This is a genomic window from Pontibacter liquoris (genome assembly GCF_022758235.1).
Classification (GTDB): Bacteria; Bacteroidota; Bacteroidia; order Cytophagales; family Hymenobacteraceae; genus Pontibacter; species Pontibacter liquoris.
Window position 1 is genome coordinate 205,897 of the sequence record NZ_JALEBG010000002.1, and the last position, 24,071, is coordinate 229,967.

Genomic DNA, 24,071 nt, shown 5'->3' on the forward strand with positions numbered 1-24,071 from the left:
CCGCGACACCCCTAAAGCCCGCTTATCCTATGAAAACAACGTTCTATCCGCTCTCCTTTTCCCTGTTTCTGTTGCTTATGCCCCAGTTATTGCTTGCCCAGGGCAGCATTTCGGGCACGGTGGTGGAGGGCGCTACCAAGGCGCCGGTGGGGTTTGCCAACGTGGTGCTGCTCACCACCCAGGATTCCAGCCTGGTAACCGGCGCCACTTCCGATATAGAAGGGAAGTTTGTGCTGGAGCATGTGCCCTACGGGCAGTTTATACTTCGGGTGTCGCTGGTAGGCTATCCGCGGCGCTTTGTTCCGAATATTACGGTTTCGGCTGCTAGCCCGCAGGTGGCCCTGGGCCAGGTAACCATGAAAGCCTCGGCCACGAAACTGAACGAAGTGCAGGTAACCGCCGAGCGGGGGCTGGTAGAGTATAACCTCGACAAAAAAGTAGTGAACGTGAGCAAGGATATCGCGGCGCAGAGCGGCTCGGTGGCCGAGGTGATGCAGAACATCCCTTCCGTTACGGTCGATATCGATGGCAACGTCAGTATGCGGGGCAGCTCTAATGTTACTATCCTAGTAGATGGCAAACGCACCGCGCTGGCTAACCTGAGCCTCGACCAGATACCAGCCAACCAGGTCGAAAGCATCGAGCTCATCACCAACCCTTCTTCCAAGTATGACCCGGAAGGCACCTCCGGCATTATCAACCTGGTGCTTAAGAAAGAGAAGAAAGCAGGCCTGAACGGCTCGGCCTCTGTTACAGCAGGCACCTACGACAACTATAACGGCTCCCTGTTTCTGAACTTCCGCTACAATAAATGGTCGCTGAACGGGGGCTACGACTACCGGCAGCGCTCCCGGCCCGGCACCAGCAATAGCTTTACCACCAACTACTACCGCGATAGTATCGCTGAAAGTATAGACAGCACCAGCTTTCGCCAGCAGCATAGCAAGCGCAACGGTACCGACATCTCCCATAATTTCCGCTTCGGGGCCGATTATGCGCTTACGCCAAACCATACCTTGTCGGCATCGGCCCTGTACCGCACCGGCACCGACAAGAATAAAAGCGATATCCTGTACCGTTTCCTGGACGAAAACCAGCTGCTGTCCAGTTCCAATTCCCGCTATACGTCCGAAACCGAAGACGAGCAGTCCATGGACCTGACGCTGGGCTACCGGCAGACCTTTGAAACAAAAGGGCAGGAACTGACAGCCGATGTGGTGTATACGACCAACGTGGACGACGAAGAAAGTACCTTCAGGCAGGACGATGGTGCGCCGGATAACCTCCCACAGTTGCAGAACACCCTGACAGACGATGCCCACAGGCAGCTGACGATGCAGGCCGACTTTGTGCGCCCCTTTTCAGAAGACAGCCGCCTGGAAGCCGGCTACCGCAGCTCGCTGCAACGCCTGGACGATGACGCCCGCTTCTTTGATTTCGATTTCGGCACCAATGCCTACGTGTATAACACCAATCAAAGCAACCACTTTGTGTACGATGAGCAGGTGCATGCCCTCTATACCAACTATAGCAACAAGTTAAGCAGCAGTATTAGTTACCAACTGGGGCTACGGGCCGAGCAGACCATCACCCGGTCGAACCAGCGCACGCAGGACCTGGTGTACGACAAGAACTACTTCAGCCTGTTTCCGACCTTTTTTATCACCAACGATTTCGACAAGGACAACAAACTGCAGTTCAGCTACAGCCGCCGCATTAACCGGCCCCGCAGCCGCTTTCTTAATCCGTTTGTTGATGTGTCGGACCCCTATGATGTGGACTATGGCAATCCCCGGCTAAACCCCGAGTTCATCAACTCGCTGGAGCTGGGCTACCTGCGTTACTGGGGCAACTCCTCGTTTAACCTGACCACCTTCTACCGCCGCACCACCGACCAGATACAGCGCTACCGCATTTCCAACACCGTGCTGGATGCCGCAGGCCAACCTTTTAACCGAAACGAGACGACGTTCATCAACCTGTCCAGCAACTCCTCCTATGGCGTGGAAGCAACCCTGACGCAGGCCTTTACCAAATGGTGGCGCATGAATGGCAGCGTATCCGGCTTCAGAACAGATCTGAGCGACAGCCAGGGCGACACAGAACTGAGCAACAGCCAGCTAAGCTGGGATGCCAAACTGAACACGACCGCCACAGTCTGGAAGAACCTGGACATACAGCTTTCCGCTTTTTACCGGGCGCCCATGGCCACCATCCAGGGCCGCATGGAGCAAATGTTTAGCACCGACCTGGGCCTGAAAAAAGATGTGCTTAAAAAGAAAGCCACCGTGTCGCTCCGCGTTACGGACCTGTTTAATACCCGCCAGTTCAATTTCATCTCATCCAGCCTGGCTTTCAGGACCGAGAGCGAGAACAGGCGCCAGAGCCGCATTATTTACCTGGGCTTCACCTACCGCATCAACAGCGATGATACCCAACGCAACCGCAAACCCCGCGACGAACAGCAGGAAGGGAGCGATGAGGAAATGGGGTATTAGCAATAGTATGAATTGCCTCAGCTGCCGTAGCGTTTGTTCATAGGCAGCTTATGTTATGCCATTTTTTGAAGAGAGTTTGGTTGTAATGGCTTTGCAAGTATAAGGGGAGTAGTACCGGGTCCAACCACCCCTACCCCTTCTTGTTTAAGGAGGGGAGCTTGTAGTTACTGCAGGTAAGTATAAGTGGTGTAGTTTTGGCCTTACGAGCTTTCTACCAAGATCCTTTCAGGATGACAAAAAGGGGAATTGTGTCTGAATCAGGATTTACAGGATTAGAAGATGTACAGGATTTTACTTGAATTTACTCCAGTAGACACAGCAGCCAGAGCATTTATACTCTGAAGGCTACGAAGTGAACACATGACCCAGGTGCAGTATTTGACGATTCGATGTTTGAGCGTTCAGCGAGTTTCGAATTGTCTTGATTCTTTTGCTTACGGGGGTAGGGGCCCTCTATTTTTCTCATCAAGGAGAAAAGGAAGGCCCGCCGGCGAGGCGAAAAGCCAGCAGCATGCAATTAGGTTTGAGTATAGCGATGCGCTTCGGGCAAGTGTTAAACACCGTTTCCAAACCACTTCCTCCCTTTTCTCCGTATCTTCCCCTAACCAACTAAAACATACATGCCCCATACTACCCGCCTCCCCATCATCGACCTGCACTGCGACCTGTTAGTATACCTGACCGATGTACCCAACGCAGACATGAACAAGATAGAGGAGATTGGCTGCGCAGTACCCGCCCTGACCGAGGGCAACGTAAAGCTGCAGGTAATGGCTATTTACACTGCCACCGAGATTGGCAGCACCCGCTATGCCGCCCTGCAAAGTGAGATGTTTAAAGAGCTGGCCCAAAGAGATAACTGCCTGACAGCTGTTACCGACACGGCTGATTTGCAGAAGGCGCTGCAAAGCGAGGGCATTGGCATGATTGCCGCCGTAGAAAATGCTGCTGGCTTCTGCGAGGAGAGCGAACCGCTGGAGGAGGGTTTTAAGCGCCTGGAAAAGATCATTGACGATTGCGGCCGACTACTCTACATTAGCTTAACCCACCATACCGGCAACCGTTTTGGCGGCGGCAACATGACCACGCAGGGCATTACGACCGATGGTCGCATGCTGCTCGACTACCTGCACGGCCGCCGCATCTGCGTGGACCTCTCGCACACCAGCGATGCCTTGGCCCATGACATCCTCACCCACATCGACACCGAGCGGCTCGATATTCCGATCATTGCCAGCCACTCTAATTTCAGGCCGGTGTGGGCACATAACCGCAACCTGCCCGACGAACTGACCCAGGAGGTCATCCGTCGCAAAGGGCTGATCGGCATGAACTTTCTGCGGGCATTCCTCAACACCTCCGACCCGGATGCCGTGCTGCAACACATCTACTATGGCCTGGAAAAAGGGGCCGGAGACTGCCTCTGTTTCGGGGCCGATTACTTTTACTTTCTCGACTCTACGGATAAAGAGCGCTTCCCATATTACTTTACAGCACACGAGCAGGCGGGCACCAGCTATACTTATATTCTGGACCAGCTGAAAGAGCGGCTATCGAAAGCGCAGTTGGAAAAGCTGGCTTACAGCAATGCCCGGCAGTTCATCGAGCGCCTCTGGGCTTAGGGCAAGCGCATCAAAAACAGCCTGCCTGCAGTACCGGTTTAGCGGGTATAATTAAATTTTTTTCTCCTTCTTAAATTTTTTTATGCCCCTTTTGGCAAGGTTATGCGCGGTATAGCAGCGCCTGCATGCCGCGCTACTTAAAAAGCTTATTTTAAATCAATTATATAATCAACCCATAACTCCACGCGGCCTAATCCGTATGGCAGTTACCACCGTTGTTAACATCCTGTAGCATAGCTTCCGCAACTGCGATGGATGCTATCGCTTAATTTTCTATATAGAAAGTTTGCCATACGCTTAAAACCTGCGTATACAACTAGAAGCCCCTGTACTGCGCGGTTCAGGTAGCTATAACTTTTTGTACATACCTAACCCGAACAGCCCATGGATGCTCAGGAATATTCGCCGCACTACGTACAGATAAACGAGCTATACATCGACACCGTCGTGATAGATGAGACGGAGTTTATTACGCTCTGGTGTTTTACCGTGCTCGACGACGAGTATAAATTTGTGTACCTAGGCTGTGATTTCACGCAGTTCAACCAGATCCTGATTGCAGCCGGCGACAAAGGAAATGAAATAGCCCTGCACATTGCCAACATCCTTAACCAGCCCTATGAGGCCCCTACCCTTATCCCGATCAAGGAGCAGTTCGACGAGTACCTGGAACTTACCAACCACGACATTATCGTGTATGAGCCGCTGGCTGTGGAAGACGATCTGGAAGAATATGACGAAGAGGACGACGATCTCCCGATCGAGCAGCTATTTGGCGGCAAGCAGAATAAAACAAAGCAAAAATACCTTATTTACCAGCTCGACAAGCTTTATCCTTCCAAGATTTTTGAGCCGGAAAAGATCGTGAAAGAAGACCTGGCCGAATGCTTTGAAGACGACTCGCTGGAGTTGGCGCAGCTCTACTACGATTACCTGAATGCCCTGGAAAACGGCTATGCCGAAATGGAAGCCCGCCAGGTAGCAGGCCTTGACAAAGAGCTTTTCTTCAGGATGGCCCGCAACGCCGCCGAGCTCTGGAAATAACCCTCCTTCTACTTTATACTTACTAACCCAGCCTGATCCGGGAAACTGCCGACAGCTGATTTGGCTGGCGCCACGCCCTGCTGCCGCGGCACAAGTCGTGTTTGCGCGCTATATCTGGCAAGGGGCCGATGGCCTGCCAAACTCTTCTTTTACCGGCCCCCTTATACTTGCTTTATACTTTCCGGGAGATAAACGGAAGCCCTTATAACAACGCATCACCGGGTAAAACAGCACGCCTGCCCGGGCGCCCGAACCCGAAGTACTTGGGTGCTGATTGCATAACATAATCGGCTAAATTTTTCAGGATACTTTCCTATCTTTAGACGTCAGACTTACCTATACCTTTCTGTATGAACAAACAAGTGCTTTTTCTGCTGGCAGCGGCATTCGCGTGCGGCACGGCGGCAGCGCAGAAACAACCTATGACCACCGATGCCGGCCTGAACCTGGTGCAGCTGGGCAACGCCGTGCTTTCGCCGGACGGCAAGACGGTTATTTACGAACGCTCGGACCTGAACTGGGGCAAGAACAAACGCGAAAGCAGCTACCACCACATTGCGGCCTCTGGCGGCAAAAGCTACCGCTACCTGGGTGAAGACGGCGGCTCGGACCTGGCCTACTCGCCCGACGGCCACTACATCGCCCTTAAGCGCAAGGTGGACGATAAGCAACAACTCTTCCTGCTGCCTACTGCCGGCGGCGAGGCCACACAGCTCACCCACCACGACAGCAGCGTTGGAAAATACATATGGGGCAAAGACAGCAAGCGCCTATACTTTGTGGCCGATGTGCCCCGCAGCAAAGCCGAGCAGAAGCTGTACAAGGATGGCAACGATGCCGTGTTTATAGATGAAGGTGCCAATGGGCAGACAGAAGGATCCTGGCAAAATATCTGGGTCTTTGACCTCAGCACAAAAAAAGCAAAGAAACTGACAAAGGGCGAGCTGCTGATCAGCGATTTTGATGTGGCCCCGGACGGCACGCGCCTGGTGTATGCCGGCCGCTCTGAGAACCGCCGCAACCAGCGCAACTTCTCCGAGCTATACCTGCTGCCGCTCTCCGGCGACACTGCCGCTGTGCAGCTGACAAACAACAAAGCCCCGGAAAGCGACCTGAGCTGGGCTCCCGACGGCAAGCGCGTCGCCTACATGGCGGCCGACGACAAAACCTGGGAGTTGCGCAACGACAAGATCTGGCTCCTGGACCCGGCTACCAAACAACACCAGCTGCTATCGGGTAAGTTTGAGGGCAACATCAACAGTTATTACTGGACGCCCGATGCCAAAGCCATCCTGTTTACCGGGCAGCAACGCACCAACACCAACCTTTACCGCATCAACGTGGCCAAAGGCGAGTATAAGAACCTGAGCAACCAGGCCGGCACCTGGCGCATGCTCGACATCACGCCCGACCGCAGCAAAGCCATCTTCAGCTTCAGCGATTACAACACGCCAACAGACCTGTATGTATCGGAGACAAGCAAGTTTAAACCCACCCGCCTGACCGACCTGAACCCGCATTTTGCTGACTCGCTGCAGCTGGCAACCGCCGAAGTGATCCGCTGGAAGAGCGAGGACGGGCTGGAAGTGGAAGGCCTGCTATACTTGCCGGCAAACTACCAGAAAGGCACAAAGAGTCCCTTGCTGCTGCACATCCACGGTGGCCCGGCCGGCTCGTTTACCAACTCCTTTAACCCGGCATACCATGTATGGGCCAGCCTGGGCTACGTGCAGCTCACACCCAACGTGCGCGGAAGCAGTGGCTACACCGATGCACTGCTGCGCGGCAACATGAGCGACATTGGCAACGGCGACTACGAAGACCTGATGAGCGGTGTGGACAAACTGATTGCGGATGGACTGGTAGACAAAGATAAAATGGCCGTGCGCGGCTGGAGCTACGGCGGCATTCTGGGTGGCACCACCATCACCAAAACCAACCGCTTTAAGGCGGCTTCGCTGGGGGCGATGGTTTCGGACTGGGCATCGGAGTATGGCGTGGGCTTTAACCACGACGTGCGCCTGTGGTATATTAAAGGCACGCCCTGGGAAAACCCGGAAGGCTACCGCCAGCGATCAGTGCTGACCAACGCCAAGAATATCCAGACGCCGACCATCCTGTTCCACGGCACCAGCGACGTAACGGATACCGAAATGCAAAGTATGATGCTCTTTACCGCGCTAAAAGATATGGGCAAAACCGTGCGCTATGTGCAGTTTCCGCGGGAGCCGCATGGCTTCAGAGAGCCACGCCACCAGCGCATCCGCGATCTGGAAGAGATCAAGTGGATACAGAAGTATACCCTGGGCCAGGAGTGGCAGGCACCCGCGCGCAAAGAGGACGCAAAGAAAGACGCAGAGAGCACTCCCGCTGAAGCCTCCTCAAAACGCTGAGCTTTTTAACTGATCCTAAAAAGAGGAAGCCTGTTACAGCTTCCTCTTTTTATTTCAGGCAACTTGGCATTAATGTTTTGGGCATATACAGCTATGGACGCCACGCGCTTGTGTTGTGCTGTAGATTTAGTATTACCCTGGCGCAAGCGTCCGCTTGTGCCTTGTAGCTGGCTGGGCACAAGCGGACGCTTGCGCCAGAAATGGCCCTAAATTACTGGTTTCATGAGCAGCTTTGCATTTTGGATTTCCCGCCTGCTGCAATTCACCAAAATTATGGGCCAACGTGCCCGACTGCTATACCGCACCGCTTTGTTTTAATAAGTATAACTTTTCCGAACCACTGTCAGGTTGCTTGTGCTCCCCTGCTCTGCGATAACGTGGGCTTGCTTAGGCTGCTTTACAAGTTGCTGCGGCAAGCCAATGCTCTGGTCGTAGAGGTGAAGCGTGAGTGGTGAGGCGGGTTTCAGGCGCAGTTCCAGCGTTACCTGTTTGCTGCTTGGCAAGCCATGCAGGCGCATATAGTATACCGGGCCGGCATCCGTTTGGATGGGGCTAAGAACCAGGTGCTCGCCGCCTATACTTGCTTCCAGAAGCGCACCGGGCGCTTTCGGCTGCAGCACCAGTTCCAGGTGAGCGGCTCCGCGCGGGGAAGCCAGCCGCAGGCGCAGCAACCGCACGGGGCCTGCAACCGAATCCTGCAGCACCTGGGCTGTGGGCGCCGGCAGATCCAGCACCTGCGCATCGTTCTTTAAGTAGGGCCATACGCCCTGCGGGTACATTTCTTTTAACGGTCCGGTAACAGGGTGCGGAAAGAACTGCCGGTTCCAGTCGTCGGTTGTGGTAAAGGCAGAAGCCCAATAAGCATGGCCTGTATCTTTGTTAAGGTAATAGCTTACATGGCTGTGCAGGGGGCGTTCGGCAGTGGGCTGCTCGTGGTACAGGGCAAAGGCGGTAGTGGCTAAGCCCAGCAGCAACAGCACCACGGGCAGCAGTGGCACACCGCGCCAGCTAAAGCTGCGATCCAGCAGCACAACCAGGGGCAGAAGCAGCCCGAGCAACAGCACAAAAAGCGCCACCGTGCCCATCGGGAGCTGCAGGGCAAACGCCACAAACACCACCTGCACAATGGGCATCACCAGGACAATGGCCGGCACCAGCCACAGCAACATTACCAGGCCAAAACGCCGCCCCTGCTCCTGGTGCCATCTCAGCAGAAATACCAGCAGCATGCCTGCCAGGGCAAACAGCAGCGGGAAGAGCAACAGGTACGTAGCGGAAGGAGCTGTAATATAAACCACCAGCAAAAGCACAAACCAAAGTATAAACGCGCCCATCAGCAGTGCATACAACCGTAGCCAGCGCAGCGCTACCCAGCTCAGCAGCATAAACAGGCCGGCAGCCAGTAACAGGTAGGCACTAAAGAACAGATCTGCGCTGTAAACGCCATTAAACGAATGCGTATACGGCAGCAGCTTCAGCACCACGGCATTAATAGGCCAGAACAACCCCACAACGACAGCTAGCAGCAGAAGGTACACCAGAAAACCGCCTATACTTTGCCCGATCGTCAAGGCCCGGCGCTTTATGCCTGCCAGGAGTGTGGCTACCAGCAGCACCGCCACCAGCCCTACCAACGGCAGGTTTAGCCCAACCGGGTACTGCACCACCCATTTGCCCGCAGCGTTAAAAAAGACTTTATCCGGGGCTTTGGTCTGCGCCAGCGCCGCATTGCCGAATTGGCGGACAAGGGCCAGCATGTTGCTGCCGTGCTGCTGCAGGCTGCCCTGGCTCAGGTTTTCCGGCGCATCGGTAGCTTTATGGTAATGCACAAAGCCGCTGATAAAAGCCGCATTCAACCCGGTAAAGCCCGCATTTTTGAAAACAGTGAAATCTGTGTTATTGGGCATGCGGCTATAGATCTCGTAGGCCAGCGAGTTGATAAAAGGATAAGGCGCTGCCCGGGCATACTGTTGGGCGATCCATCCGTTGCGGGGGCTCAGCTCGAACGTCATGCTGGGGCCGGCGTTGCCGCGGGCTTCCAGGTTCAGCACCAGCGCTACGTCCTGTAGCCAGCGATGTTTGAGAAACGCCTGCGCGCCATACAGGCCATACTCCTCGCCGTCGGTGAGCAGCACAAGCACATCGTGCTGCAACGGTTTGCCCTGCCGCAGCGCCCGCACCGTTTCCAGGATAGCCGCCACACCGGCCCCATCGTCGCCGGCGCCCCGCGCGTTGGGCTGCGAGTCGTAATGGGCCATCAGCAGGATAGCTTTGCCACTTGTGCCAGTGCCTTTCAGGCGGCCTACCAGGTTATATACATGCCCTACATACCCCGCGTCCTCTACCGGGTTGCGCGCAAAGGTATCCTGCACATGCGGCTGCAACCCCAGCGCCTGCATCTGCTGCAACAGGTACTGCCGCACACGGGCGTGGGCCGGAGTGCCCATGGCATGCGGCTCCCGGGCTATCTGCCGCACATGCACCATGGCCCGCTCCGCCGAAAAAACGGTGGTTGGCGCGGTAGCTGGCACGGGGGCAGGGGGCTGCAGCAGGTGTATACTTAGCCAGCCCAGCCCAAGCAGGGCAAGCAGCAGGAAAGCAGCAGGCAGCGGGCGCATCATACGTTTGTTAGTTGGGAGTGAGACCATCACATGAAGTATAGATCTCTCTAATATAGTGATTTGTTATACTTTATACTTACCCCTGAAACTACAAAACCAGCGCGGGCACCACCTGCCTTAGGTGGTGCCCGCGCTGGTTCAGGCAAAAGACTTTGATAGCGGCCGCTTACACGTTGCGTTCCGCAGGAGTTTCCGGCTCGGGCTCCAGCACTTCGTTCTGGCGCAGGACAACGGGCGGCGTTTTCTTGCGCAGCTTCATGTTTAGCATTTCCACCAGCAGCGAGAAGAACATAGCAAAATAGATGTAGCCTTTCGGGATGTGCAGGTGCAGGGCCTCCAGTGTCAGCATAAAGCCGATCAGGATCAGGAACGCCAGCGCCAGCATCTTTACCGTCGGGTGCTTGTTTACAAAGTCGCTCACATACTTGGCAAAAGCCAGCATAATACCCATGGCCAGAATCACGGCAATGATCATCACCAGCACTTCCTGGGCCAGGCCTACGGCCGTCAGGATAGAGTCGAAGGAGAACACGATGTCGATGAGCACGATCTGCACCAGTATCTTGGACAGCGTGGTGTGCACTTTACCGCCGCCATGCTCTTCTACCTCGCCTTCCAGCTTGTTGTGGATCTCGGTGGTGCTTTTGGCCAGCAGGAACAAGCCCCCGGCAAACAGGATGATATCGCGCCACGAAACGGCAAAGTCCTCGGGTGTAAATGGCAGGTCCAGCGTAAACAGCGGAGTATTGGCACTCACGATCCAGGAAATACCCAGTAGCAGCAGAATCCGGAATACCAGCGCCAGCGCCAGGCCGATGCGGCGGCCACGAGCCTGCTCCTCGGGTGCCAGGCGGCCCACCACAATCGAGATAAACACAATGTTATCGATGCCCAGCACCACTTCCATAAAGGTCAGGGTCAGGAGGCTTATCCAGGTATCCGGGTTGGCAAATATTTCCATCATATAGGAGTTGATCGTTTAAAGCCGCCAGCCTGCTATCCGCAGGCAGTTACTCGACAAGCGAAGATAGCTTTTCCTGAATAAAGCCGGCAAGGCGCCCGACAGACGCCCGCCCATACCTTATTTATAACTAGTATAGCCTGTCAGTTAGCTTTTCATGTTTACGAACTGCAGCGGCATGCCAATCTCCTCGGTGTTGGCGCGCAGGGCGGCGATCACCTCCTGCAGGTCGTCGATCTTTTTGCCGGTTACCCGGATGGTTTCGTCCATAATGGCGGCCGATACTTTGGCTTTGCTGTCCTTGATGATCTTCATGATCTTTTTGGAGGCTTCCTTGTCGATGCCGGCCTTTACTTTCAGGTCGCGCTTGGTCATGGCGCCCGACTGGTAAATATCCTTGGAGTAATCGAGCGCGGTGGCGTCCAGGCCTTGCTTCACCATCTTGTTCATCAGCACGTCTTCGGCATGCTGCACCCGCATTTCGTTTTCCATGCTGATGTGCACCTCGCTGGCTTTCTTGTCGTATTCCAGGCTGCCTTTGGTGTCGCGGAAGTCGTAGCGGTTCATGATCTCCTTGCGCGCCGTGTTCACGGCGTTATCCATTATCTGCGGGTCTACTTTACTTACAATGTCGAACGATGCCATAGTTTTAGAATTAAGCTCAAATTAAGTTTTACACGATTTAAGAGGCACAAAGTTATTTTAATTATTGGAGGGTTAAATTGTTTAATCGCTAAATTATCTGCCTGTTAAATGGCTTAATGGTTAAATGGCTAAATTGCTGCACGGAAGAATAGAGAATGACAAGCGGCGTTATTTTGCCAGGATGAAAGGAAAAACCCGGAACCCAATACGGGTATACTTCACCCTTAAAACCGCGAAGAAAACCATTTAACCGTTAAGTCCTTTAACAGCTCAGCCTTAAAGAAATGACCATTATAGCCCCTGCCACCCCCGAGGAATTTGAACAGTATTACCTGCTGCGCCACCAGACCCTGCGCGAGCCCTGGGGCCAGCCAAAGGGCAGCGAGCGCGTGGAAGATGATGCCACCGCCGTGCATGCCATGCTAATAAACGACGAGGGCGAGGCGCTGGGCGTTTGCCGCCTGCACCTGAACACACCGCAGGAAGGGCAGCTACGCTTTATGGGCATCCGCGCCGACCAGCAGGGCAAAGGGCTGGGCAACCTGCTGCTAGCCTACATGGACGAGCGTGCCCGCGAACTGGGCGCCACCACCATGGTGCTGCACGCCCGCGAAAAAGCTGTGAACTTTTACCTCCGCAACGGGTATGAGGTAGTAGAAGCATCGTACCTGCTGTTCGGCTCCATCCAACACTACAAAATGGCCAAGCAGCTATAAGCCTGTTTGCCATGAAGAAAAGTACCAAAACCCTCCTGAGCCTGGGTGGCCTTTTTATCGGGGCTGCCCTGGTGAGCAGTTGCAGCACCACCAATGCCCCGCTCCAGACGGTGCCCGCCGTAGACCTGGACCGCTACCAGGGCCGTTGGCACGAAATTGCCAAACTGCCGCAGCGCTTCGAAAAGAACTGCTTCTGCGTGTATGCCGAGTATACGAAGCACCCCAAGGGGCATGTGGAAGTATACAATTTCTGCCGCAAGGGCAGCCCGCAGGGCAAGGTGAAGAACATCCGCGGCAAGGCTTTCCCAGTGCCCGGCAGCCACAACAGCAAACTGAAAGTGCAGTTCTTCTGGCCTTTCCGGGGCGATTACTGGGTGCTGGAGCTGGACCCCGATTACCAGCACGTGCTGGTGGGCTCGCCCGACCGCGAAAGTCTCTGGCTGCTGGCCCGCACCCCTGTGCTGGAGGAAGCAGTATACAACCGGCTGGTGCAAGCCGCCAAAAGCAAGGGCTTCCTCGTAGCCCAACTCGAGAAAATGGACCAAAGCTGTTATAAGTAGCTATCTTTCTGGATTTTATACTTGCCATACGAGTTGCTTCGTGTCTCGCTTTTAGGGGCAATATTCGGTGGGGGCACCTGCAATGTATTTCGGCAAGCCCTTAAAACTCCGGGGTGAAGGGAAAGGCTACGCCATACTCGCTCAGACATACCTTTGCCACACATCTTTTGAAATCAAGGTACGAACTCAGCGCCACATCCAGTCGCCGCCCGGGCACAAAAGCAGCAAGCCCACGGAAATCTACACCCACATCACCAACTCTGGATTTGAAAGTATTGTGCGGCCGCGTGACACGCTTAGGAAAAATTATATATTAGCAAAATAATATACTACGGATGCTGCTAAAGCGGTAAAAAGCTGAAATATCACCAGTTAAACAGGCTTTACCACTTACGCACATAATGCCAATAACCGTCACAGTGACGGATATACCATAGTTAGGGTAAATTTAAATATGAAAACATTTCCAACACACTATCTTTTCTGGCTGTTCATGGTCTTCTTTGGCTGCAACATTGGTAGTGAAAATAATCACGATGAGCAGTTCATTGTATCTGTTGGAAATAACAAAGAGCCCTTACCTGATGAGCTACAACCGTTTATACCAGAAGGCCACGTTCCTATGTTGCTTGAGAGGGGGGACTTTAATAAAGATGGGCTTAGTGACTATTTTATAGCACTGCAAATCTTATTACCAGCGAATCTCGGGGAAGAAAAAACACGTGAACTCAATAGAAGACTCAGTTCTCCAAGCCTCGTAATTTTAAGGCAAAAAGACAATACACTTATACTGCATACTAAAAATGAGAGAGCCATCTTACAAGGATATGCATTAGGTATTAACGGGAAAGATTTAAGGATAGCGGCAGACTCACTTGGTGGAGGATTTACCATCAGCTACATCACTCGTGATACTGAAACTCAAGGGTTATATTCCGTTGATGACTACCACTTTACTTATGATAATACTACAGACAGTTTTTATTTGAACAATGTTAAAGAAGAGTTTGGAGTACTTAAACCTGAATTACATCCTGAATTGATGGCAACTACGGCTAAAGAGTATAAACCTAAAGTGGGCAAATTTGATATTGAATTAGGTACGATCCCATTTAACAGCTTTGATTTTATAAAGTATTTAGAGGCTGGTGGTCCTCATCAGAAAAAAACACAACCCTAACAAAACCTAAAGAACACTGAAGCGTGCTTTAGCAGAACCGTTGTGTGTGATTGTAATCATGAAAAAATTGACGTTGTTACTTCTTCTGATGTGTCTGCTCTGTGATAAAAGTTTTTCTCAGGTAGAAATTCGTGGTGTAACAACAATAGAAACTGACGGTATTCAATCTGACTCTGTTAATCTTTCACCTAACAAAGATTTTGAGAAACGAATAAATCTAAAGCCAATAGACGAATCTGAAAATACGGTTGAGATTCGATTCTACAAACATGAAGAATTGAGCAGTACCAAGGACTTGAAAGTATTAGAACTGAATAGAGATTCTTGGACTGGAACTGAATATAAAGAGTCAAATTACCCAATAATCAGGATAAAGAAGTTTGACTTAGTAGCTCAAAATGGATTTGAAGAATTAGTTAAAATGCTTCTTCAAAATAACTTGGCAAGTCTTCCGAACCAAAAGGAGCTCGAGTCAAAGATGAAAAAGTATGTTGATACAGTACGGGGAAGAGCAGAGCAAAAAATTCAAACAACTGACGGGCAAAGCTACACAGTTGAATTCAAAATAGGTGATAAGTACAGAGTGTATACTTTTCATAATCCAGGCACATACTCTTCTTTCTACGATGATGTGCAGGAGCTGAAAGACTTTGTAGCTATAAAGAACATCTTCGAAATAGAACTAAAGAGAAAATAACTTCTGGCAACAAGGTACATAATTCAGGCTTCGGCTACGCCTCACCCACATTATGCACGAACACGTTAACACTTCGAACAAAACCAGCACGTCCTGTTTTCCTGCGCAACACAAACAAAACATGCCGCCACCACAAGTCCGGCTGCGGCTGCGTACAAAGGAAACAGCTCTCTAAAACTTTCCGATGAAACTGATTTACACCTCTATACTTTGCCTTCTAGTGGTCTGCCTGTTCACAGCCTGCAGCTCTGATAAAAAGCCAGCAGCAGAAACGTCCCCGCCACTGGAAAAGGAAGCACCCGCCGAACGTGCCGCACCCGCACCCGATGCAGATGTGGTAAGTTACGAAAAGCAACTGGCGTCCGGCAACATGCACTTTTTGGTAACCACCACCGGCGAAGGCAGCATGCGGCACCTGGCTATCCAGTTGGAGCGCGCCGGCCAGCCATCCTCGCGCATCGACGAGGAAGTGGAAGGAACCGTTACCAACAGCGTGCTCACAGACCTGAACGGCAATAATAAGCCCGAGCTGCTTGTGTTTCTGAATGGCAGCGGCACCGGCAGCTACGGCCGGATCTATGGCTACGAGTTCGAGAGCCAGTACTGGGGCCCGTTGCAAATGCCCGACCTTACAGCGCAACAGCTGCAAGGTTACCTGGGCCACGACGAGTTCCAGGTAGCTGACGGCCGGCTGGTGCGCACCTTTCCGGTTTACCAGGACACCGACGCCAACTGCTGCCCTACCGGCGGCAAGCGCACCCTTTTTTATACCCTGAACAATGCCTTGCAGTTTGTAGTGGAGCGCGTAGAGTAGTGGTTTTATAGTATAAGCGGAGCCCGGAACAACAACTGGCGCAAGCGTCCGCTTGTGCCTATGCCCCGGCAACCGCTTGCAGCAAAAAGTCCCTTCACGTACAGGCAATTACCGGCATTTTCATACCTTGGTATCGCTAACCACTATTGCTATGCCAGACGACGATCTTCGCTACCCCACGGGTAAATTCGACATCACCCAGCCTGTGTCTGAGGAGCAGCTGAACCAGTACATTCTTTCCATCGCGCAGCTACCGGGCAAGGTACGCCAGGCACTAACCGGTATGACCGACGAGCAACTGGATACACCTTACCGCCCGGGCGGCTGGACCGTGCGCCAGGTCGTGCATCACCTGCCCGACAGCCACCTGAACGGCTACATCCGCCAGAAACTGGCCCTCACCGAAGACAGCCCTACCATCAAACCTTACGATGAAGCGGCCTGGGCCGGGCTGCCGGACAGCATGCAGGGCGATCCGCAGATCTCGGTGGCGCTGCTGGAGGCGCTGCACCAGCGGTGGGTGCTGCTGCTCAAGAGCCTAACTCCGGCGCAACTCGACCGTACCTTCCTACACCCGCAGAACGGCCAGCAAAGTATACGGCAGCATATTGGCCTCTATGCCTGGCATGGCGAGCATCACCTGGCGCACATTACAGCCCTGAAAGAGCGGGAAAACTGGTAATTTACCGTTGCAAATGCGGGAGCACGGACGCTGGTTCCTGCTCCCGCTCTACCAGTTGGTGCAGTACCTTGTCATAGTTAGGATGGGTAGTGTGCAGCAGCTCGTCCCAGAACCGGAAGTATAGCCCGTAGTTACCCTTAAAGAATTTGTGGTGCATGTTGTGGTTAGTAGAGGTGTTGAGCCACCTGCCCGCACGGCTGTTCACCAGCCAGGCCGGGTAGATCTCGTAACCCAGGTGCCCGTACACGTTGTACACCGTCATAAACAGCAGGAAAAGCAGGATGCCCACCGGGTGGATCGGGATGAGCACGGCGATCACGAAAATAATGCTGCCTTCTACCACAGCCTCCGGCGGACTGAAAGCAAAAGCTGCCCAGGGCGAAGGGTTGGTGGATTTGTGGTGGGTAAGATGGAAAAGCCGGAACAGCCGCGGATGGTGCATCAGGCGGTGGGTCCAGTAAAAGTAGGCGTCATGTATAAGCAGGGCCAGCACCACGCTCAGCGCCAGGTAGCCCCAGCCGTAATCCGAAATGGTATCGTAAATGCGGGTATAAGGCTTTACGGCCGGCGAGGCAAGCACCACCCCAATAAGCGCGAAAACCAGAAAGGTAAAGAACGAGTAGCCAACCTCGCGCACATAATCCTTTCGCTTTGGGAAAAGCGCCTGTATCTTGCGCCCGGCAAACCGCGAAGTATAAAGCTTGTAAAACACCACGAAAGCCACGCCGGCAATGAGCAGGTAACGGGCAGCAAGCACCGCATAAAACACCCCGAACTGTTCTTTCATATCGCTAAGCTATACTGGTTATACTTCTTCTGCCGCTGGCAGAACGGCAGCTCTCCTAAAACACTTGTTCAGGGAAATAAAGTTTTACAAACAGGCCTAAATCACACTCCTTTTGCCAGCCTGTCCAGAAACAAAAACAAGGTGGCTTTATTCTCATCAGCCAGGGGCAGTTCGGCCAGTATTTTCTCGGCCGGATGGATGAACGGCGCTGCTACTAGCTCATGCCCGTCGTACTTTATCATGTTCCGGATGATCTCCGGGGTCGCTTCCAGATGAAACTGCAGCCCGATACTGTTGCCTTTCCGGAAGGCCTGGTGCTCACATACATCGGAGGTAGCCAGTGCCGTTGCCCCGGCGGGCAGGTCGAACGTGTCGCCGTGCCACTGGAAAACGGTGAGCTGCGCCGGCATCCCTTCAAAAAGCGCCTCCTGCTGCGCGGCCGCCGTTAACGCGATCTCCCGGAAGCCAATCTCCTGGTGCGTGTGCGGGTATACCTTTGCCCCCAGGCAGTGGGCCAGCAGCTGCGCGCCCAGGCAAATGCCCAGCACCGTTTTACCGGCTGCGATGGCCTCGCGGATAAACGCTTTCTCGTGCACCAGCCACGGAAACCGGTCTTCGTCGTCGCAGCCCATCGCCCCGCCAAGTATAATCAGCCAGTCTATCGTTGCCAGATCCGGCAGTTCAGCATTTTCGAAGAAACGGGTGTAAGAAACAGTATGCCCCCGTTCCTGTGCCCAAGCCCCGATCCAGCCCAGGTTTTCAAAGGGAATATGCTGAAAGGTATGGATGCGCAGGTTTTTCATACGTATGGTGGTCTTCCCGGCAAAGATAAAACATCCCGGCAGATCCTGCTGATTTATACTTGCGCGGCCGGAAGCTGCTCATCCAGAAATGCTTATACTATGTATTGCCAACCGAGCAGGGATTACAAGGCGGAGCTGATCCGGATTACCGCTTTGTAGCTTAGGTTATACTTTTGATCGGGCTTAAACTGGCACCACATACGCAAAAGTCGTACTTTGGCCTGCGCAACGTAACGGGCTTATACTTTGCTAAGAGCGAGAAACTTTGAATATGCCGCAACCCATAGCACCTGCCGTTAAAACGAGGATCGCCCCTACCCCGAGTGGCTACCTGCACCTGGGCAACGCGCTTTCGTTTGCGCTGACGTGGGCGCTGGCCCGGCAGCAGAACGGCATCGTTGCCCTGCGCATCGACGACTTGGACAATACCCGCTTCCGGCCGGCCTACCTGCACGATATTTTCGACACGCTACAGTTTCTGGGCCTGGATTACGACGAAGGACCACGCGATGCCGAAGACTTCACCCGGCATTACTCCCAGCTCCAGCGCCTGCCGTACTACAATGCCCTGCTCAACCAACTAGTGGAACAAGGGCTGGTGTATGCCTGCACCTGCTCCCGCAGCCAGATCGCGGCCCTTTCGCCGGCAGGCCACTATACCCGCACCTGCCTTGCCAGGCAACTGCCCCTGAGCACGCCCGGCGCGGCCTGGCGCCTGCACATACCTGCCGAAACGGTTATCGCGTTTCACGACCTGCTGCTGGGGAATTGTGCCATACCGCTGGCTGAGCAGATGCCCGATTTTGTGGTGCGCCGCAAAGACGGCTTTCCGGCTTACCAGGTAGCCTCGCTTTGCGATGACCTGCAGATGGGCGTAAATCTGGTGGTGCGGGGCCAGGACCTGCTGCCTTCCACTGCCGCGCAGGTTCACCTGGCGCAATGCACCGGCGCAACAGCATTTACAAGTATGGCCTTCCTCCACCACCCCATCCTACATGAGCCTGGCGGCAACAAGCTGTCCAAGTCGCACGACTCGCTTTCGGTAAGCGAGCTACGGCGGCAGGGCAAAACAGCAGCCGATGTATGGCGCCTGCTTGCCCGCACGCTGGGCTGGTATCCTGAAGATATCACAGATGCCGGCAGCTTTCTGGCCCGCTTTCGGCTGGCGGACGTGCCGCTTGCACTGCAGCAGCTCCAATAAAACCACTTCCTGCTTTTGCGCAGATTCTGGCTGCTGCCTAAGTATAAACCCAGCTAAAAAATGTCGCTCGCTAAACTTTCCAGTGAATCATCGCATGGCTAAATTGCTTCCATTGCACCTGAGCAGCTTAAACCTGCGGCTGCTGGCTTCGTTCCTGCAGGGCTGCATAGAGTCGCTCATACGTTGGCGTAGGCACCTGGTGTGCCCGGCCTTCGCGCACCACGTAACCGGTTAAAGAAGTGAGTTCGGTTTTGCCGCCTTTCTGAAAATCGCTGTGCATAGACGAGGTAGTTGCATAAGGCAGGGCGGCCATCCGTTGCAGCATGGTAGGCAACAGGTCGTTGGGCAGCAGAATACCTTTGGCCCTGGCTACCGCCTGCAACTCGCCTAGCAGGTCCAGCAGCAACTGTTTGTTTTCCGGTTTTTCGAGGATAGCCCCCATGCCGGCATTCAGGTAGGAGGTGGCTGTAGCGACCGCTGAAATAAACAAGAACTTGGTCCAGATAGTATGCAGGATTGTGTCGGACAACTCGGCCCGGATACCAGCTGCCTGCAGAAGGCCTTCTACGCGGCGCAGCTTCTGCGCATCGCCGTTGGTAGCGCCAAAGTATAGCTGCCCGATGCCACCGCTTTCTTTTACGATGCCGGGTTCGGACAGGCGGGCGACCACATATACGCAGCCTTCCCATACTTCCACATCCGGAAACAGCGTTTTAATTCGTGCAGAGGCATCCACACCATTTAACAGCGGCAGGATAACGGTATTGCTGCCAATGCTGGGTCGCACGCGCTGCAGACTTTCTTCCAGATCGTAGCTCTTCACACAGCAGATCAACAGGTCCACGGGGTGCAGCCTGTCGGGGTCGTCGGTTACGTAGGCGGGCCGTGCCGTCAGGTTCCCTTGCGTGGTTTGCAGCTGCAGGCCGTTTTGGGCAATAGCGCTGGCATGAGCACCACGCGCCCAGAAGCCGACCTCTACAGTCGAAGAGCCGGCATAGTGCGCCGCCAGCAGGCCACCGAAATAACCACCAACACCGCCGATGCCGAGCACCAGAATTTTAAACGTTGCATCCTGTTTGTTTTCCATTTGTTACTTAGCGCTTAATCATGCGTACTTTTTTGCCTGCAGCAAGCGTGCTACAGTAGTACGTACGTTAGAAGCAGGTAAGTTTATGATTTTGCAGGTTGGAAGCAAGTGCCAGGTGCCTCAAACAGTTTTAAACATCCCCCGTTGAAAAGGGCGGCCTGCCACTTTTCAACAAACTTACTGCTTTCTGCTTCCCTGCGCTGTTATGAAGCGGTTCGCCGATAAGAACGTGCCTTTGAGGCAAAAAGCGTACTTTTGTAACATCAGCCCAATGCCACTTGTTTACCGACAGCACTGGCGTTAAACATGTACTATATGCCCCAACAGAACAAACCGGTTCCTTCGCGCACCCCACAGACCGCCACGCCCGGCAAAAGCCAGCCGGGTAACCTGCAGCAGCAGTTTAATGAAAAGATACAGCTCATCGATAAGCTCAAACAGGAGATCATAACCCGGCGCGAAAGTATGAGCCAGGCCCAGCAACGTATCGAAAAGGAACTGCGACCTATTATTGAACAGCAGCTGGGAAAACGGGTGGAGTTGGCCTACCTACTGGATGAGGCGTATGCCCTTGCCATCTTCAGCTTCCGCGAAAAAGAAAAGCTGGCCGCGCTGATCGAAAACATCACCTTTGAGCTAATCTCCAGCTACGAGCGTCAGGACATGGTAGCGCTACACGACAAGTATGCCGAGTTTACTTACGCCGAACGTACCACCTTTGCGAAAGAAGACGTGGATGAAATTATACTTGATGAACCGGAGATAGAAGATGCATTTGAAGACCTGGATGATTTTGAGCGCATCCAGGCGCAGCTGGACCGTGAAATGGAGCAAAGGGAGCAAGAAAAGCAGAACCGCCAGAAAAGCCGCAAAACAAAAGCCCAGTTAGCAAAAGAGGCCCAGGCAAAAGCCGAGCTCCAGAACATCAGCAAAGCCAGCCGCCGCGTGTATACCCAATTGGCCAAGCAACTACATCCCGACAAGGAGCAGGACGAAACGGCCCGCGCCTGGAAAGAGGAAGCCATGAAACGCGTAACCGAAGCCTACCACCACGACGATTTTTTTGAGCTGCTGCGCCTGCAGGTGGAGTTTATGCAGGAACAGGGCCCCCCGCCGGACCAACTTCCGGAAGAATTGCTAACATACTACATCAAGATACTGACCGACCAGGTAGAGGAACTCAAAGCGGAGCTCCAGGATTTTGCCCAGGGCCCCAATCGTGATTTTTACACCCGCTTCTGCGGCACGCCCCGGCAAATGGACCAGAAGTTTAAACAAGCTAAAGAGGATCTGAACAATGAGCTGGCGCAGCTAACACAAAACCTTCGCACACTGCAGGACCCATACATGATCCGGCTGATTCTGAAGTAAGTATAGCAAGTATAGAAGTAAATTTTTACCCGCTCCCCTACCATATCCTCTGATATTTTAACTACTTTAGAAACGGATACAAGCACAGGCCAACGTACCGGAAGTAGCTAAAACGATACAGTTACTTTGCCTGTCCAAAAGCCGGCTTTCGCCACCTGAATAGATAATATGAAAACGATTTCTAAACTCCTGATCTTTTGCTTGCTGGGGCTTACTGCACAGACTGTAAGCGCCCAGACAAGTACTTCTCCGCTTATGCTCAACCACATTGCCGTGTATGTGCACGAGTTGGGGCCAAGCACGGCGTTTTACGAAAAGGTATTGCAGCTCCAAAAAATACCCGAGCCGTTCCATGACGGGCGCCATACCTGGTTCACCCTCGGGGCTGCCGGCCAGTTGCACCTGATACAGGGGGCAGAACAAAACACCCCGCGCGATAAGAACGACCATTTATGCTTCAGCGTCGCCTCCCTGGATGATTTCATCGCGAACCTGGACAAGCATAAGATCGCGTATACCAACTGGCCCGGCACCGCCAAAGCCCCGACCGTCCGCGTAGATGGCGTGAAGCAGATCTACTTCCAGGACCCGGATGGCCATTGGATCGAGATCAACAACGACCGGCCAGGGAAGTAGTACAATACATGCTTACTGACACAGCATACCGCCAGTTTGAGCGCAGCGGTAACTGGGTGGGTCGGCATGATAGCCAGTTTGTAACTGGCGGAAGTATGAACATGAAAAAAGCTAGTTATAAACTGGCTGCTAAGTATAACCACACGTTGCGCTGCCGCTAAACTTGCGGCATGTGGGAGAATAGCATCTTACTGTTTTGGCTGCACATGGCTCATTTTAATAAAATCCCATCTTTTATTTTACAGTTATTCAGATGGTTTAATGCTGGGTGCTTACTGTTTACGATACTAGTTTGTATAGATATTTTTATTCTTCCATATAATATAAAAGAGGAAAAGATACTTTATAGGCAGGAGGTTTACTATACAGGACAAACAAGGTATAGGAGGCAGACTTACAGAACTCAGTTAGACAATGTGTTTTTGATCACAGAAAACTTCCGCTTTCCCTACCACAAGGTTCAGAGTTTTAATCCAAGAGCAGCAGATTCAGCTCGTATGGTTACAACTAAAATATTCAAGTTTGTTAAAGCTGCTTATGTAAAGACAGATGAGGGTGAAAAAGAACTGAAGCAAGGAGCAAGTATGTTCGGCACCTTCATGTTTATACCTATAATTTTTGCTTTAACAGCCCTTTTTGGAGTGTCTATGAGGCATAATAGTGAACAGCTATCAAATGCGGCAATTATAAATATCATTCTGATTGTAATACAGCTTTGGATTTACGGGTACTTTTAATGCAATTCGTTGCATGTACTACAAGGAAATATACGAAGCAGTTAGGCAGGAGCAGCGTTGCAAACTAATTACCCCGTTAGTACGTGCTGCAAGTCCGGAGAGCTGCTGGCTGGTAAAACAATGCCTATACTTCCTGCTCTCCGGATATCTAAACCTGCACTTTTTTTCGGATTTGCAATCCGAAAAGGCTACTATCAGGATTTGTAATCCGCTTTTATACTTTCTCTGTAGCAGCGTAAGTTTATAAATTCATTGTAGAGGTCGGATTAAAATCGGAAAGAGCGGGAAGAGGATAATAAAGGGGCATTTGAAGCAGAAATGAATTTTGTGTTTTGTCACACTCACACTAAATCTGTGATAATGGCGCAGTTAAATCCTTGATCTCTACCTGGAGTTCCTGAGCAAAAGGCTCCAATAGCTGCAGCGTAACTTCTTTTTTGCTACTCTGAGAAAGTAGAATTTTAGTCTCATCATCTAGCCAGAGATAACCATCAAAAGAAGTGGAAACCGTAGATGACCATGAATGCCTTGTGGACTGATGAATTGTTCTGTTCTTCTTTAAGAAGATGCTCTTCACACCTGGATATGGCTCCTTTTTTCCAATGGTGTACCCCAGCATGTTAATTCCTATAGTATAAGTGCCTTGGTACAGGTCTATTTCAAGGCACTTAAATGCGATAAATGGATAAATACCAGCAATTATCAAAAACACGCCTATACCAGGTTGAGTCAGGCAAAAAGTGCAGCCACCCACAATGATGATTATAGCACATACTTTGGTACTAAGCCCCAAAGGTTCTGATAGTCTGTACCGGAGCAGGTTGGCTTTCATTAGTACAAGGTATGGTTTTTCTGTTTTTCCTTATTATCTCTATCCTTTTATATTCTCTCCCCCGAAACCTTCTCTCCTCCCCTGCAGTTCTGATAAGACGTTAACTTGTAGTATCTTTGTAAGAAGAAAGAACAGCAGAACACGGCTATACTTGCAGCCCTGTGTTCTGCCTTTGCTGTTTTGT

22 protein-coding genes are annotated in these 24,071 nt (G+C 52.5%); 15 read left to right on the top strand and 7 right to left on the bottom strand.

Features of this window, described 5'->3' with window-relative positions; translation table 11 throughout:
- Positions 1 to 29 precede the first annotated feature (29 nt).
- From LWL52_RS14275 to LWL52_RS14290, 4 genes are all read left to right on the top strand, one after another.
- Positions 30 to 2,498, top strand: coding sequence for a TonB-dependent receptor (locus tag LWL52_RS14275; RefSeq protein WP_242921054.1), 2,469 nt, complete (start codon positions 30 to 32; stop codon positions 2,496 to 2,498).
- 620 nt (positions 2,499 to 3,118) lie between these two features.
- Positions 3,119 to 4,120, top strand: coding sequence for a dipeptidase (locus LWL52_RS14280; protein ID WP_242921056.1), 1,002 nt, complete (start codon positions 3,119 to 3,121; stop codon positions 4,118 to 4,120).
- Positions 4,121 to 4,504: 384 nt separating this feature from the next.
- The gene (locus LWL52_RS14285; RefSeq protein ID WP_242921058.1) at positions 4,505 to 5,164 is read left to right on the top strand and encodes a hypothetical protein; all 660 of its coding nucleotides are present in this window, start codon (positions 4,505 to 4,507) and stop codon (positions 5,162 to 5,164) included.
- 350 nt (positions 5,165 to 5,514) lie between these two features.
- On the top strand, positions 5,515 to 7,557 hold the full coding sequence (locus LWL52_RS14290) for a S9 family peptidase (protein ID WP_242921060.1): 2,043 nt from the start codon (positions 5,515 to 5,517) through the stop codon (positions 7,555 to 7,557).
- A gap of 314 nt (positions 7,558 to 7,871) precedes the next feature.
- On the opposite strand, the gene LWL52_RS14295 is transcribed toward LWL52_RS14290, so the two are convergent.
- The 3 genes from LWL52_RS14295 to LWL52_RS14305 form a co-directional block, all read right to left on the bottom strand.
- Positions 7,872 to 10,178, bottom strand: coding sequence for a M20/M25/M40 family metallo-hydrolase (locus LWL52_RS14295; RefSeq protein WP_242921061.1), 2,307 nt, complete (start codon positions 10,176 to 10,178; stop codon positions 7,872 to 7,874).
- Between the two features lie 166 nt (positions 10,179 to 10,344).
- Positions 10,345 to 11,139: a TerC family protein gene (locus LWL52_RS14300; protein WP_242922215.1), complete on the bottom strand. Its 795-nt coding sequence runs from the start codon at positions 11,137 to 11,139 to the stop codon at positions 10,345 to 10,347.
- Positions 11,140 to 11,286: 147 nt separating this feature from the next.
- Entirely contained in the window at positions 11,287 to 11,784 is a 498-nt protein-coding gene (locus LWL52_RS14305) for a YajQ family cyclic di-GMP-binding protein (RefSeq protein ID WP_242921064.1), read from the bottom strand.
- Between the two features lie 284 nt (positions 11,785 to 12,068).
- Here LWL52_RS14305 and LWL52_RS14310 point away from each other — a divergent pair, with 284 nt between their 5' ends.
- The 6 genes from LWL52_RS14310 (at position 12,069) to LWL52_RS14335 (ending at position 16,433) form a co-directional block, all read left to right on the top strand.
- On the top strand, positions 12,069 to 12,500 hold the full coding sequence (locus LWL52_RS14310; RefSeq protein WP_242921066.1) for a GNAT family N-acetyltransferase: 432 nt from the start codon (positions 12,069 to 12,071) through the stop codon (positions 12,498 to 12,500).
- Between the two features lie 11 nt (positions 12,501 to 12,511).
- Positions 12,512 to 13,060: a lipocalin family protein gene (locus LWL52_RS14315; protein ID WP_242921067.1), complete on the top strand. Its 549-nt coding sequence runs from the start codon at positions 12,512 to 12,514 to the stop codon at positions 13,058 to 13,060.
- Positions 13,061 to 13,514: 454 nt separating this feature from the next.
- Positions 13,515 to 14,240, top strand: a complete 726-nt coding sequence (locus LWL52_RS14320) for a hypothetical protein (RefSeq protein WP_242921069.1) — start codon at positions 13,515 to 13,517, stop codon at positions 14,238 to 14,240.
- A 58-nt stretch (positions 14,241 to 14,298) separates the two neighbouring features.
- Positions 14,299 to 14,937, top strand: a complete 639-nt coding sequence (locus tag LWL52_RS14325; RefSeq protein WP_242921071.1) for a hypothetical protein — start codon at positions 14,299 to 14,301, stop codon at positions 14,935 to 14,937.
- 184 nt (positions 14,938 to 15,121) lie between these two features.
- Complete coding sequence (locus LWL52_RS14330) at positions 15,122 to 15,751, top strand: hypothetical protein (protein WP_242921073.1); 630 nt, start codon at positions 15,122 to 15,124, stop codon at positions 15,749 to 15,751.
- 151 nt (positions 15,752 to 15,902) lie between these two features.
- Positions 15,903 to 16,433, top strand: a complete 531-nt coding sequence (locus LWL52_RS14335) for a YfiT family bacillithiol transferase (RefSeq protein WP_242921075.1) — start codon at positions 15,903 to 15,905, stop codon at positions 16,431 to 16,433.
- Between the two features lies 1 nt (position 16,434).
- On the opposite strand, the gene LWL52_RS14340 is transcribed toward LWL52_RS14335, so the two are convergent.
- Positions 16,435 to 17,220: a sterol desaturase family protein gene (locus LWL52_RS14340; RefSeq protein WP_242921077.1), complete on the bottom strand. Its 786-nt coding sequence runs from the start codon at positions 17,218 to 17,220 to the stop codon at positions 16,435 to 16,437.
- A gap of 101 nt (positions 17,221 to 17,321) precedes the next feature.
- A complete protein-coding gene (locus tag LWL52_RS14345) occupies positions 17,322 to 18,023 on the bottom strand; it encodes a type 1 glutamine amidotransferase (protein ID WP_242921079.1) in 702 nt (233 codons plus the stop codon).
- Positions 18,024 to 18,294: 271 nt separating this feature from the next.
- Between LWL52_RS14345 and LWL52_RS14350 the strand changes: the two genes are divergently transcribed.
- Complete coding sequence (locus LWL52_RS14350; RefSeq protein ID WP_242921082.1) at positions 18,295 to 19,224, top strand: glutamate--tRNA ligase family protein; 930 nt, start codon at positions 18,295 to 18,297, stop codon at positions 19,222 to 19,224.
- A gap of 127 nt (positions 19,225 to 19,351) precedes the next feature.
- Here LWL52_RS14350 and LWL52_RS14355 read toward each other — a convergent pair whose 3' ends face one another.
- Entirely contained in the window at positions 19,352 to 20,311 is a 960-nt protein-coding gene (locus LWL52_RS14355) for a ketopantoate reductase family protein (protein WP_242921084.1), read from the bottom strand.
- Between the two features lie 315 nt (positions 20,312 to 20,626).
- On the opposite strand from LWL52_RS14355, the gene LWL52_RS14360 reads away from it, so the two are divergent.
- The 4 genes from LWL52_RS14360 (at position 20,627) to LWL52_RS14375 (ending at position 23,055) form a co-directional block, all read left to right on the top strand.
- The gene (locus LWL52_RS14360) at positions 20,627 to 21,682 is read left to right on the top strand and encodes a coiled-coil domain-containing protein (protein WP_242921086.1); all 1,056 of its coding nucleotides are present in this window, start codon (positions 20,627 to 20,629) and stop codon (positions 21,680 to 21,682) included.
- Between the two features lie 168 nt (positions 21,683 to 21,850).
- Complete coding sequence (locus LWL52_RS14365) at positions 21,851 to 22,318, top strand: VOC family protein (RefSeq protein ID WP_242921088.1); 468 nt, start codon at positions 21,851 to 21,853, stop codon at positions 22,316 to 22,318.
- Positions 22,319 to 22,326: 8 nt separating this feature from the next.
- Complete coding sequence (locus LWL52_RS14370) at positions 22,327 to 22,479, top strand: hypothetical protein (RefSeq protein WP_242921090.1); 153 nt, start codon at positions 22,327 to 22,329, stop codon at positions 22,477 to 22,479.
- 45 nt (positions 22,480 to 22,524) lie between these two features.
- Positions 22,525 to 23,055 carry a hypothetical protein gene (locus LWL52_RS14375; RefSeq protein ID WP_242921092.1) on the top strand — a complete coding sequence of 177 codons (531 nt, stop codon included), beginning with the start codon at positions 22,525 to 22,527 and terminating at the stop codon, positions 23,053 to 23,055.
- Between the two features lie 346 nt (positions 23,056 to 23,401).
- Here the strand turns inward: LWL52_RS14375 and LWL52_RS14380 are convergent, their stop codons facing one another.
- A complete protein-coding gene (locus LWL52_RS14380; RefSeq protein ID WP_242921094.1) occupies positions 23,402 to 23,887 on the bottom strand; it encodes a hypothetical protein in 486 nt (161 codons plus the stop codon).
- Positions 23,888 to 24,071: the final 184 nt, after the last annotated feature.

What these genes read in the sequence shown, in the direction of transcription:
- LWL52_RS14335 (WP_242921075.1), top strand. Translation starts at nt 15,903, where the DNA reads ATGCCAGACGACGATCTTCGCTACCCCACGGGTAAATTCGACATCACC.
- LWL52_RS14310 (WP_242921066.1), top strand. Translation starts at nt 12,069, where the DNA reads ATGACCATTATAGCCCCTGCCACCCCCGAGGAATTTGAACAGTATTAC.
- LWL52_RS14285 (WP_242921058.1), top strand. Translation starts at nt 4,505, where the DNA reads ATGGATGCTCAGGAATATTCGCCGCACTACGTACAGATAAACGAGCTA.
- LWL52_RS14375 (WP_242921092.1), top strand. Translation starts at nt 22,525, where the DNA reads ATGGCTCATTTTAATAAAATCCCATCTTTTATTTTACAGTTATTCAGA.
- LWL52_RS14305 (WP_242921064.1), bottom strand. Translation starts at nt 11,784, where the DNA reads ATGGCATCGTTCGACATTGTAAGTAAAGTAGACCCGCAGATAATGGAT.
- LWL52_RS14340 (WP_242921077.1), bottom strand. Translation starts at nt 17,220, where the DNA reads ATGAAAGAACAGTTCGGGGTGTTTTATGCGGTGCTTGCTGCCCGTTAC.
- LWL52_RS14355 (WP_242921084.1), bottom strand. Translation starts at nt 20,311, where the DNA reads ATGGAAAACAAACAGGATGCAACGTTTAAAATTCTGGTGCTCGGCATC.
- LWL52_RS14370 (WP_242921090.1), top strand. Translation starts at nt 22,327, where the DNA reads ATGCTTACTGACACAGCATACCGCCAGTTTGAGCGCAGCGGTAACTGG.
- LWL52_RS14360 (WP_242921086.1), top strand. Translation starts at nt 20,627, where the DNA reads ATGCCCCAACAGAACAAACCGGTTCCTTCGCGCACCCCACAGACCGCC.
- LWL52_RS14290 (WP_242921060.1), top strand. Translation starts at nt 5,515, where the DNA reads ATGAACAAACAAGTGCTTTTTCTGCTGGCAGCGGCATTCGCGTGCGGC.
- LWL52_RS14315 (WP_242921067.1), top strand. Translation starts at nt 12,512, where the DNA reads ATGAAGAAAAGTACCAAAACCCTCCTGAGCCTGGGTGGCCTTTTTATC.
- LWL52_RS14280 (WP_242921056.1), top strand. Translation starts at nt 3,119, where the DNA reads ATGCCCCATACTACCCGCCTCCCCATCATCGACCTGCACTGCGACCTG.
- LWL52_RS14325 (WP_242921071.1), top strand. Translation starts at nt 14,299, where the DNA reads ATGAAAAAATTGACGTTGTTACTTCTTCTGATGTGTCTGCTCTGTGAT.
- LWL52_RS14345 (WP_242921079.1), bottom strand. Translation starts at nt 18,023, where the DNA reads ATGAAAAACCTGCGCATCCATACCTTTCAGCATATTCCCTTTGAAAAC.
- LWL52_RS14380 (WP_242921094.1), bottom strand. Translation starts at nt 23,887, where the DNA reads ATGAAAGCCAACCTGCTCCGGTACAGACTATCAGAACCTTTGGGGCTT.
- LWL52_RS14295 (WP_242921061.1), bottom strand. Translation starts at nt 10,178, where the DNA reads ATGATGCGCCCGCTGCCTGCTGCTTTCCTGCTGCTTGCCCTGCTTGGG.
- LWL52_RS14300 (WP_242922215.1), bottom strand. Translation starts at nt 11,139, where the DNA reads ATGGAAATATTTGCCAACCCGGATACCTGGATAAGCCTCCTGACCCTG.
- LWL52_RS14365 (WP_242921088.1), top strand. Translation starts at nt 21,851, where the DNA reads ATGAAAACGATTTCTAAACTCCTGATCTTTTGCTTGCTGGGGCTTACT.
- LWL52_RS14350 (WP_242921082.1), top strand. Translation starts at nt 18,295, where the DNA reads ATGCCGCAACCCATAGCACCTGCCGTTAAAACGAGGATCGCCCCTACC.
- LWL52_RS14320 (WP_242921069.1), top strand. Translation starts at nt 13,515, where the DNA reads ATGAAAACATTTCCAACACACTATCTTTTCTGGCTGTTCATGGTCTTC.
- LWL52_RS14330 (WP_242921073.1), top strand. Translation starts at nt 15,122, where the DNA reads ATGAAACTGATTTACACCTCTATACTTTGCCTTCTAGTGGTCTGCCTG.
- LWL52_RS14275 (WP_242921054.1), top strand. Translation starts at nt 30, where the DNA reads ATGAAAACAACGTTCTATCCGCTCTCCTTTTCCCTGTTTCTGTTGCTT.